The sequence below is a fragment of the Kitasatospora sp. NE20-6 genome, assembly GCF_045862635.1.
The window spans coordinates 58,148-69,048 of sequence record NZ_BPRL01000065.1 but is presented as its reverse complement, the minus strand read 5'-3'; the positions used below and the strand labels follow the sequence as shown (position 1 = coordinate 69,048).

Genomic DNA, 10,901 nt, shown 5'->3' with positions numbered 1-10,901 from the left:
GCGTCGAGGAGGCCGCGGGCCTGCAGGGCCTGCTCGACGGCCAGGACCGAGTCGTGGGCGCCCGGGGTCTGTGTGCTGTCGGCGCGCCGGGGATCGATCTGCGCGGCCAGGACGGTGGCTTCCATGTCCACCACGGGCAGCGCGGCAGCGGTGGCCGCCGGCGCCTCGGTCAGGGGCGACGGAGTCGCGGCGTGGGCCTGTGCGGCGCCCAGCACCAGGCCGCTCAGGACGGCGACGGCCGTGAGCAGCCGGGTTGCGGCGTTCCGGGTCTTGATGACGGGTGCCATGCGGTGATTCCTTCCGGTTGGATGAAGAGACAGGCCCCGACCCGTCCCGGTGCTCTGCACCAGGCGGGGTCAGGGTTACGACGGAGAGCTCCCGAACGGGAGCAGCACTCAGCAGCAACACCGCCGGCCGGTGCGACCGGTGCTGACGCAGTCGCTGCGGAGAAGGGCCGCGACGGCACGAGTTCCGGGTGACGGTCCGGGAGCCAGTACTTCTCGACGGGCATGACCGTTCGGAGCCCGCCGAACAGTCAGCGAAGCTGTCCCGGCACCCGGCACCCGGCCCGCGGCCCGCGGCCCGCGGCGCTCGCCGTGAGCCGAACGGTCAGCATCGGACGTCGGTCTTCACGGCGACGCCGCTGGAGCAGGGAGTTCCGATGGAGGCGGGCCGGGCGTTCTCCCATTGCTGCTGGCGGAAGAGCAGTTGGTTCTGGTTGTGGGCGAGCATCCTGGTCCGTCCGACTTCCGGGCTGACGGCCCGCCAGCACATGGGAGTCGTTCACGGGCCGCAGGAGCGTCAGTTGCAGGATTTCGTCGGGCGCTTCGCACACTTGAGCCTCCGTCAGGTGCAGGACGGCGGTGATCCGCTCGACTCCTCCGTCCGGCTCGGCCGGCGCGCAGAACCTCCTCGCGCGCGATACGCGCATGGTCCACACGCCGACGGGCCGCGGCAGCGTGCTCCTCCGCATCCCTCACGACACTCCGGCCAGGACTCGAGCTCTTCGCGCGTACGAGCCTCACGACACTCCGGCAAAGCAATCACCGACGGCACCACGCACCTCCCGGACGGACCGACCAACCGTCCGGTGGCTGCCCCGACGCAGCCACCACCACACCCGGTGAACCAGCAGACCGCAGCTCATCGAGCTGCAGCACGGTTCACCACCGCGCTCTCATCAGGGAGCCAGGACCTGGCGGGCGGCCCGGACCTGGGTCTCCAGGCCGGCCTTGGCCTCGGCCATCGCCTTCCCCTCGGCGGCGATCGCCTCCTGCTGGTAGGCGCGGTCCACCGCGTACCAGATGCCCACCACGTTGTGCTCGTGCCGGCAGGCCGCGTCCGCCTTGGCCACCCGGATCTCGTGCGGGGTGGGCATGGGCGTCCTGTTCCACTCCGGGTCGCCCATCGCCGCCACCGGGTCCGGGTAGTCGAAGCCGCTCCCCTTCATGCACTGCGACCACCGGGCGAATGCGGCCTGGGTGCGCGTGTCCTGCTGGGACTCGCTCAGTGTGCGGAACTTGAGGGTGATGGCCGTCTGCGGGTCGCCGATCTGCCCGTCCACGGCGCCGGTGAGCCGCTGGTTGGCCTCGCCGAAGCAGCCGTGGTCGGGCACCTTGCGGCCGTTGACGAGCTGGCCTCCCGGGCCGAACCGCTGCTTCGGGTCCGAGGAGCCGGTCGCCGCGATCGTCTCCTCCCGTGACTTCGGCGCCGGGGCCGACTTGGGCTGCATCTTCTCCGCGGGGACGCCGCCCTCCGGGTGGTAGCCCCAGGTCGCCGTCGCCGCGGCGTTCTGCGGCCCGTAGCGGCCGTCGATCCGCGTGGTGGGAGCGTCGCTGCCACGCAGTTCCCTGGGCGAAGCGGGGAAGGTGAAGCTGAACCCGAGCCGGGTCATGCAGGCGGTGACCAGCTTGGCCTGCGCCTGTTCGACCTGGGTCTGCTGCTCGTAATTGAGCAGGTAGCCGTCGAGGGGCAGCGGCTTGTCGTTGGCCGAGTCGAGCGCCGGCACGGCGGAGACCGAGGGAACGGGGTCCGTGCGCGGCAGGGAGGCGGTGCCGGGCTTCGGCTCCGCAACTGCGCTCGCGCAACCGGCCAGCAGGAGCGGCAGGGCGATCAGCAGCGCGGTACGGCGCGGGCGTCGTGACACGAGTGGGATCTCTCTCGCGAGGAGGACTCGGTGGATCGGCTCCTGCGGTGGTCATCGGGCCGGTGGGGACGGCCGTGGACCACCGCGTGAGCCACCCGGGATCGGACGGGCCTGAGGGCCCGGACACGGACCCGGGGGGCTCAGTGGAAGGCGCCCGAGGCGTTGTTGTTCTTCAGCGCGCTGTTGAGATCCACGGTCTTCCAGGCCGGGATGGTCTGGCAGGCGTACCTGCAGTCGTACCAGCTGTTGTAGTAGACAACGAAGTTGCCGCCGTACCAGCTGTCCACGGCCGCGGCGTGGTTCTTCACCGTGTTGCCGACACCGCTGTTGCCGTTGAGGCCGGGCTGGAACCAGTAGGCCCCGTAATCGTGGATGTCACCGCCCTGCTGGAAGTAGGCGCCGTAGCCGTAGGCGCCGGAGTTGTAGTAGAGACAGACGGCGTGGCTCTCACCACTGCAGTCGTAGTTGATCGCCGAGGCGGTGTCCGCCGTGGCCAGGCCGGTTGTGGCGACGGCGGCGGCCACGCCGGCCGCGGCGACGAGCTTCCTGATGCGCATCTCGTTCCTCCTGACGACGCCGGCACCTCCGGCGTTCGGTCCGAGCGGTCCCGTCGGTGATCCCCGGGCGGCCGCGGTTCCATCATTGGGACGGCCCGTATCGTCCCGGTAGCGCCGCCGTGGCGCTGGACGCACCGTGGGCGCCGGACGATACCGCCAGGGACCGGGGACTCCGTCGACCGGGACTCCGTCGACCGGCGGCTCCACCGCGTGGGCGCGGGCGGCCCCGGACCGCGCAGGAACCGGCGGATCGAGGACGTTCGGAAGCCTCCGCCGCCACCGCGGCGGCGTCCTGTCACCGGCACGGCCACCGGGACGGCCACCGTTCGCCCGCGTCGGACCGCGAAAGCCGGATCGCCGCCGGGCAGGGTCCAGGACGGGTCTGACGCCCCGACGGGGCCTACTGCGATCCTGCTGGTCGGGGTGGGTGGAGGCGCGGGTACTCGTGGGCGGCATGGAAGCGCTCGGTCCTCACGTGCCCGCCCGGGCAGTTGCCGGAGCGCGGCACGACACTTCGACGTCCCGGGCCGGTGACGTCCGGCCGCGGTCGGCCGCGGGACTCCCCGGTGATGGCACGCGAGCCAACCGTTCGACTACGAATGGTAGTGCTAGTGTCACTCGGAGTATCCAAAGGTCTCCGCGGCCGCGCCCTGGGTCGCCAGACACCGGCCGGCCGGCGATCGACACGCCACGGCCCGCGGGACTTCGGCGGGTGCCGCCTCCCGCCCGGGCCCATCACGTCGTCAAACAGGAAGGCAGACACGGTGAGCGACGAGCAAGCGCAGCTGATCTACGGCCAGGGCGAGGAGGCGTGTCCCGAGGGAAACTTCTGCCTCTACCGCGCCGTCAACTTCAACATCGGCCAGACCCCGGGGGTCGGCGACAAGATCCTGGCCATCCCGGTGGGCACGTCCGTCGACGACTTCTCCGTGTACGGCTTCGACCACAGCGCCGACGGGGTGAGCAGCCTCGTCAACCGCACCGATGACGACAACGCACTCTTCTCGGCCGCCGACCAGCAGGGGCATTCGCTGCCGGTGGACCGCAGGTCCTCGATCGCGAACCTCGCGCGGATCGCCATGGCCGACAGTCCGAACGGCAGCTGGAACGACCAGGCCCGCTCCGCGCTGGCAGCCCCCTTCCTGGGGAACCTGACCGTCGAGCAGGCCTTCCTGAGCAAGTGGCAGGACTGGGAGACCCAGAAGTGGATCTACTCCTACCGGATCACGGTGCGCGCCGCCGAGACACGCGTGGTGAAATGGGCGCTCGGATTCGGTGACCTGCCCGAGGGAACCTCCCTCCACAAGGGGTTCACCGACGTCTTCTGGGGCCAGATCCTGCGCGACGGCACCGAGGGCAGCGTCCTGCTCGGCTCCCCTGCGGGCGGCGGACACACCATCGACCCGGGTACCGACCTCGCCATCGACATCCAGGTCCTCTACGCGAAGGAAAGCCCCGCCCAGGAACACCTCACGAGCCTGAACGCCCAGCAACTGGGCTGAGCGCAGACACCGCCGCACCACCCGGCCGCGGGCCGCTCCCCACCGGGGCGGCCCGCGCGTCGGCGGGCTTCGGCAGCGACGTCGGCAAGTAGGGGGAACAGCAGGTGCAGGTCGCTCGTGATGGCGTCGCGGGCGGCCTGGATCGTCCGGTCCACCGGGGCATTCCGTGGTGCCCTTCATCAGCAGTGGGGTTTTTGTGATCCGTGGGTGATGCGGTGCCGGGCTTGCGAGTCGGTCATGAGCCCGCTGCTGACCATCGGCTCCGGTGCTGACGGCCTCCGGGGTCGCTCCCGGCGGGCAACGGCTCCTCCCATGGCGAGGGGCGAGGGGCGAGCGCCACGGGAGTAGCTGGGAGATACCCCGCCCCCCGCCCACGAAGGCCGGCTGCTGTGCCCGGCCACCCGAAACGGCTGGACGTGGACCGACGCGCCCGGCACCGAACCGGGCGACGCTGCGTAGCCGGCAGTCGCTTGCAGAAGCGGCCCTTCCCCCTCCATGACCTGGCCCCGGGGAGAGGGGGAGGTCGTCGTCCGGGACGGACGCGGTGGTGAAATCCGTCGGCCGACGCGACGCCGCCCCACCGCCGGTCGGTACCGGTTCGGCGGGGCGGCGGTTCGGGTCAACCGCGTCAGCCCAGGTAGTAGCCCTGGACGTCGGCGACGACGTCGACGCTGCCGAAGGCGTTGTAGATCTCGATGGAGCCGTCGGCCCCGATAGGCACCAGGGCCAGGACCGGGCGGACGGTGCCCTTGTCGAGGTTGAGGTTGGAGACGCCCGGACGGGCCGTGCCGGCCGGGTAGGCGGCCAGCCAGGTGCCGCTGGTCGGTTCGACGCCGGTCAGGTTGACCAGCACCGCCTTCGCTCCGGCGGGGACGCCGTGGGAGCCGGCCACCTTGACGACGAGCTTCGAGCCGCCCGCGAGCCGGGTCTTGGCGGCACCGGTGCCGTTGCGGGTGTCCAGCACGCGGGCCGGGGCGAGCGGGAAGTACGGCGTCTTCGTCCCGCAGTCCGCGGAGGAGGAGTCGGACACGTAGCCCTGCAGGTCGGCGACGAGGTGGACCCAGCCGAAGGCGTTGTACAGGTGGACGTTGCCGAGGGAGTCGACGGGCGCGACCACCTGGTTCGAGGTGATCTGCCCGGAAGTGAAGTTCAGCGCCGAGGTCCCGGGAACCCATGAGGTTCCCGGGTCCTGGACACCCACCCAGCCCGACCCCGTCGGCTGCGTCTCGGTGATGCTGAGGACGACCGCGGTGGCGCAGCGCTTCACCGCGTCCGGCACGGTGAAGGTGACGTTGCTGTTGGGGCCGATAGGCATCTGCGCGCGGCCCACGCCGATGCCGGTGCGGGTGTCCAGGATCCGGGTCGGCACGGTCGGCTGGACGAAGCCCGCCCCGACGCCGGTGCCGCCGGCCGTGGTGGTGTAGTAACCCTCGACGTCGGCCACCAGGTCGACGCTTCCCGCGAAGTTGTGCAGCTCGACGTAGCCGTCGGCGGAGACCGGCACGGTGACCAGGTTCGGCGCGATCTGACCGGGCACCAGGTTGAGGCTGGAAGTGGCCGGGCGGGGCCGGCCGGCCGGGTAGGCGGTGACGTAGGTCGCCGCGGTGGCGCCCACGCCGGTGAGGTTGAACGTGACCGCGGTGACGCCGGTCGCCGGGATGCCGTGCTCACCGGCGACCTTCAGCCGGACCACGCCACCGGTCCCGACCTTGCCCTGCGGGGCGCCGGTGCCGTACCGGGTGTCGAGGAACCGGACCGGCGTGATGGGCACCAGGGCGCTGCCGACGGTGATCTCGCGCTGCGTGGTCGCGCTGCGGCCCCCGTCGTCCTTCACCGTCATCGTCACCGTGTAGGTGCCCGGTGTGGCGTAGGTGTAGGCGCCGACGCCACTGCTCCAGGTCTGCAGGGCGCTGCCGTCGCCGAAGTCGAAGGAGTAGCTCGCGATGCTCCAGCTGCTGGTCGTTCCGGACCCCCCGTCGACCTGCGCGGTGAGACCCGAACTCGCCTGTACGCGCGCGGTCAGCGCCGGGACGAGCGGGGCGTCGTCGACCACCTGCACGAACCTCTGGACCACCGCGGTGGTGCCGTTCGCGAGAGATGCCCGAGCCGTGATCCTGCGGGTGCCGGTGGTGGTGTAGGTGTGGGAGGCGGTGGGCCGGTCGGTGACCACGGGCGCGGTGCCGTCGAGGAAGTCGAACGTGTAGGAGTCGACCTTGCTGTGCCAGGGGTTGACCTCGGTCAGGGTGACCGTCTCCGTGAAGCCGACCGGGCCCTTGACGGAGGAAAGGGCCGCCGTGAGTGCGAACGGGTCCGGGATCTCGGCAGATCCGCGGTCGACGTAGCCGGGCCCGGTGCCCGTGTTCGCGACGAGGGGGTTGTCCACCCGTACACGTCCGAGCCGGTCGGGCTGTGGCTGGTGCGGAGCGTTCGCATCCGCGGAGTCGAACACCAGCGCCTGCCACTCGGCCGTGGTCGTGGCGGGCGTCGTCTGCAGCGACATGTCGTGGCCCGCGTGTCCGGTGGCGCCGTACAGGGCCTCGGGCGTCGTGTAGGGCTGCCCGGCCCAGCTGTAGCGGGCGACGGGCGACGCGGTCAGTACGGAGTTGTAGTCCCACACGATGTCGGCGGCCGCGCCGGCCGAGACGACGAAGGGCACGCCGCCCGGGGCAGGGCACGCCTTCATGCCGCCAGCCACCACGTTGTTCTCCACCACCGCTCCGGTCGACGCCCCCGCCAGCTCCACCGCGGTGCCGCACGTCGCACCGTCGCCGAGCGAGTTGGCCACCACCACGGTGTCCGGCGCGTCGGTGGCCCGGATCGCGGGCGCGCTGCCGTTGGGGATCAAGTTGCCGGCCAGCACCGTCCCCCGTGCTCCCGCCTTCAGATCCACCGACAGGGCGGTCGGGGTGCCCACCACCACGTGGTTCTTCTGGAAGGTGAAGGCTTCGCTCTCACCGTCGACGGCCACACCCGTGGCTCCGTAGACCAGGACCTCACTGCTCTCCACCGTGACACGCGCCGAGCCCGACACGGTCACCGCAGGCTGCGGAGCCCTGCCGTCGAGGGCGATGTTGTGGAACACGACGTCGTGCACATGGTCGAACTCCACTGCCGGCTGAGCAGCCGTGGAGCTGACGACCGGTTCGTCGTCCGTCGCGGACGTGACGACGATCGGCGCGGACGCCGTCCCCGACGTCCTTACCCGCACCGCCTCGTAGGTGTAGCCGGCCGCAACCCTCACGGTGTCCCCGGGACCTGCCGCGTCCAGCGCGGTCTGCAGACTGCAGTACGGCTGTGTCTGCGTGCCGGTACCGGTGTTCTTGCAGAACTGCAGGCTGCTGACGTAGATCGTGCTGCCCCCGGCAGCCACGGCACCGGGAGCGCCGACCAGCGTCGCCCCCACTACGACTCCGATCGCCGCAACAGCCGAAGTAGCGCGAGATGGCACGGGACAACCCCCAGGTCGATCGGCAGAGTGCGGCACATCATCGCGCCCGCCGTACCGGTCACGATCACCGGGGTACCCCTCGTCTGCAGCGATCCGCTCCCGAACGGCCCGCCACCGCACGGGCAGACCCGGACGATCGGGGCGAAGTACCGCCGGCTGCCGGGCAGGTCGGGAGGGAGAGAAGGTGGAGCGGACGAAGGACGACACCACGACGAAGGAGGACCCCGATGGCGGGTGGACGGATGCAGTTGACCTCGACGGTGCTGAACGCCACGGAGCCGGAGCGGCCGGCCGGGTTCTACCAGCGGCTGCTCGGATAGGAGACCGTCGTCGAGAAGCCCGGCTGGGTGCGGATCGGACCGCCGGACGGCGGGGCCGGGCTCGCCTTCCAGTCCGAGGACGCCTGCGTGCCCCCGGTGCGGCCCGCGACGCCCGGCGAGCAGCAGATGATGACGATGCACCTGGACATCGAGGTCGACGACCTGGACGCCGCCGGGCAACGGGCGCGAGCGCTCGGGGCGACGGTGGCCCCGCGCCAACCTCAGCCCGACGTACGGGTCGTGCTCGATCCGGCCGGGCATCCGTTCCGCTTCCGGGTACGCACCTGACGACGCCGGCCCGGCGCAGCCACAGCGCGGGCACCGCTGACAGCCGGACAGCTGGGCGGCGGACGAGCGGGCAGCGGACGAGCGGGCCGGAGGGGATCACCCGGTGAAGGGTCGGTCCGGGAGGGGCCAATCGACGGCCCGGTGGTGCGGCGGGCGGCTGACGGCGGTCGCGGTGATCGGCAGGGGCGGGGATCTACGTGGTGATCCGCCCGGCCGTACCCGCGCCGGTGTTCCTGTCCCGGAGTTCTGCGGGCCGCCTCAAGGGCCGTGACCCATCGATGGCGGCCGACGTGCTGGAGGTCGACATGCTGGAGGCCGCCTGGGTGGACGGTGCCGCAATCGTGTACGTCGGCAAGGCATCGGCGGGCAACGGTGGACGCCGCGGGCTCCGCAAGCGGCTCGACGAGTACCGCCGCCACGGCGCCGTCCGGCTGGCCGGACACCGGGAGGCCGCTACATCTGGCAGCCGGCCGACTCGCACGCGCTGCTCGTCGCCTGGCAGCTGACGCCCGAACAGGACCCGGGCGAGGCGGAGGCCCGGCTGATCGCGGAGTTCACCGAGATCCACGGGGCGCGGCCCTTCGCGAACCGCAACCGCGGCAGCACTGCACCGGCCGCATCCGGCACGTAGCCGACCGGGACAGCGGGTCCGGGTCCGCACTACCTCCGGCCGGTCAGCGTCCTCGGTCGCAGATCGCCCGCAGCCACGGTTCCCTGACGGCGGGCATCCGCGCGAGCGTGTACCGGAACGCCTCCCCGGAGGGCTGAACCGGGTACCACGGGTGCGGCGGCAGCGGATCGTCCCGCTCCACGCCGGCACCAGCACCAGGTCGGCGGTCGGCCCGCCGCACCCCGGCCCCGCCCCGCCAGGTCCAGCCGCTTCGCACCCTCCCCGGCGGGCAGCAGCGCGCCGAGTGCCCGGCCGAGGAACTCGGCGACCGACCCGGGGCGCCGCCTCGACCGGTGCGCGGGGCTGCGTGTCGCCACCCCCCGTCTGGAACTGCGGCTGCCTGGCGACGAGGAGTTGGCCGAGCCGGCCGACCTGGCGGCGGGGGGCGTGCACGACCGGACCGCATGCCCTTCCTCGTACCGTGGACCGGCTGTCCTGCGCGAGGGGGGAGTCTGTCGCGCCGCTCCCGCTGCCATCGGCCGTCAGCCGGTCGGTTCGCCCAGGAGGAAGAGCCGGTCGACGGCCTTCCGGGTACGACCCCGGCTGTTCGGCATGAGGTGGGCGACACCCGGCGGGCGAACCACAGCCGTCCCCGGTACCGGGCTCACGGACACCAGGAGCCGCCGCTCCGGCTCGCCCGGGCCTCCACCGTGTAGCCCTGCTCCCCGTCGAATGCCCAGGACACGGCGAGATGGGAGGTGGCGCCGTCGATCTGCTTGGTGAAGCAGAGGCCGATCCGTTCGCCGACCGGGTCGTGGCGCCAGTCGGGTTCGTCCGGCTCGGGTGGTGCCGGCAGCCAGCCGTTGCGGGCAGCGGCCGCCCGGTAATAGGCGACGACGTCCGCCCGCCGGGAGGGCTCGGCGTACCCCTGGCCGAAGTACGCGAAGCGGTCGTCGTCGTCGCAGCCGGTGTACGACTCGCCGTCGGCCTGTGCTCCTTGCGGGGTGCCGACTGTCCGGACCTGGGCGGCCATCGGGTCCTGCAGTGCCGCGTCCGCGGAGGTGCAGCCGTAGATCCCGCCGTTGAGGGCCCACCAGCCGCCGACGACGGTGAGTGTGGCGAAGACCAGTCCGCCCGTAACGACGGACGCTCCCACCCGAAGATCGTTCACGGGTGGGAGCGTACAGACCCGCAGCAGGTTCTCCGCTGGCAGGGCGCCTTCGCATTGGTGCTGGGCCGCCAGGTCGCCGGTTCACCGGTTCGCCGGGCCGGAGCATGTCGTCGACCGGCCTTGGGTCAAGCCCCTCCTGACCGGGCACGAGAGCGGAACGGATCACGGCGGTGGTCTCCAGGAGTTGCGCTGCAGCAGGTTCACCGGGCGCAGCGGGGAGTGTGGTCGGTGAGGGCAGATGCCGACGCCCCGCAGGCGGTCGGGCCGCACCCGTCGAGAAGCGGGCCGGACAGTGCGCAGCGCAGGACGAGGGAGCGGGCAGGGCCCAGCGCGTAAACGCGGTAAGGGCCATCTGCGGCGACGCAGTCCGGCGGGCGGTGAGGCGCGACACGGCCAGGCAGGGCGCTCTGCCCGGGACGAGAGTGGCTACGGCGCGGCGCGGGTCAACACCCGGACCAGGTTGGTTGGCAGGCCGGTGCCACGCCGTACCGCCGGTGAGGGGACACGGCACGGCGACGGAACGCACGGACCGCAGGAGCGTCGGTCAGCCGGTCACCAGTCACCAGTCACCAGTCACCAGTCACCGGCAAGAGGTACCCGGACCGGTGGAGAGCAGCAAGCAACTGTCCGGTTCTGCAGACCCGTAGGCGGAAAGCCAAGGAAGTGTCGACGCAACGCCAACACGTCCAGGAATTGCCCTGACATCCTTCATGAGAGGTCATGACGGGGCATCAAGCATTGAGGCCCCACACAAATAAGGTGACAACAATTGCCTGAAGGACGATCAATGCTCCTGCTGCCGTGGCGATAGCCGCTACGGGGCTCATCGGCGGCGCGGGCCCAACACTGGCCGCGGCCT

8 protein-coding genes and 1 pseudogene are annotated in these 10,901 nt (G+C 71.7%); 3 read left to right on the top strand and 6 right to left on the bottom strand.

Annotation, left to right across the window (positions count from 1 at the left end; genetic code table 11):
* From SNE206_RS32840 to SNE206_RS32825, 4 genes and pseudogenes are all read right to left on the bottom strand, one after another.
* A pseudogene (locus tag SNE206_RS32840) lies at positions 1–287 on the bottom strand (hypothetical protein); the annotation flags it as partial.
* 322 nt (positions 288–609) lie between these two features.
* Positions 610–732 (bottom strand): hypothetical protein, encoded by a 123-nt coding sequence (locus tag SNE206_RS32835; RefSeq protein WP_407917188.1) that lies wholly within the window; start codon positions 730–732, stop codon positions 610–612.
* Positions 733–1,180: 448 nt separating this feature from the next.
* Positions 1,181–2,146 (bottom strand): hypothetical protein, encoded by a 966-nt coding sequence (locus SNE206_RS32830; RefSeq protein WP_407917187.1) that lies wholly within the window; start codon positions 2,144–2,146, stop codon positions 1,181–1,183.
* A 140-nt stretch (positions 2,147–2,286) separates the two neighbouring features.
* Complete coding sequence (locus SNE206_RS32825) at positions 2,287–2,703, bottom strand: hypothetical protein (RefSeq protein ID WP_407917186.1); 417 nt, start codon at positions 2,701–2,703, stop codon at positions 2,287–2,289.
* A gap of 764 nt (positions 2,704–3,467) precedes the next feature.
* Between SNE206_RS32825 and SNE206_RS32820 the strand changes: the two genes are divergently transcribed.
* Positions 3,468–4,205: a peptidase inhibitor family I36 protein gene (locus tag SNE206_RS32820; RefSeq protein ID WP_407917185.1), complete on the top strand. Its 738-nt coding sequence runs from the start codon at positions 3,468–3,470 to the stop codon at positions 4,203–4,205.
* A gap of 628 nt (positions 4,206–4,833) precedes the next feature.
* Here SNE206_RS32820 and SNE206_RS32815 read toward each other — a convergent pair.
* A complete protein-coding gene (locus tag SNE206_RS32815; RefSeq protein WP_407917184.1) occupies positions 4,834–7,608 on the bottom strand; it encodes a PKD domain-containing protein in 2,775 nt (924 codons plus the stop codon).
* A gap of 392 nt (positions 7,609–8,000) precedes the next feature.
* Here SNE206_RS32815 and SNE206_RS32810 point away from each other — a divergent pair, with 392 nt between their 5' ends.
* Positions 8,001–8,261, top strand: coding sequence for a VOC family protein (locus tag SNE206_RS32810; protein ID WP_407917183.1), 261 nt, complete (start codon positions 8,001–8,003; stop codon positions 8,259–8,261).
* Between the two features lie 197 nt (positions 8,262–8,458).
* Positions 8,459–8,767 carry a hypothetical protein gene (locus SNE206_RS32805; protein WP_407917182.1) on the top strand — a complete coding sequence of 103 codons (309 nt, stop codon included), beginning with the start codon at positions 8,459–8,461 and terminating at the stop codon, positions 8,765–8,767.
* A 768-nt stretch (positions 8,768–9,535) separates the two neighbouring features.
* Here SNE206_RS32805 and SNE206_RS32800 read toward each other — a convergent pair.
* The gene (locus tag SNE206_RS32800) at positions 9,536–10,042 is read right to left on the bottom strand and encodes a hypothetical protein (protein ID WP_407917181.1); all 507 of its coding nucleotides are present in this window, start codon (positions 10,040–10,042) and stop codon (positions 9,536–9,538) included.
* Positions 10,043–10,901: the final 859 nt, after the last annotated feature.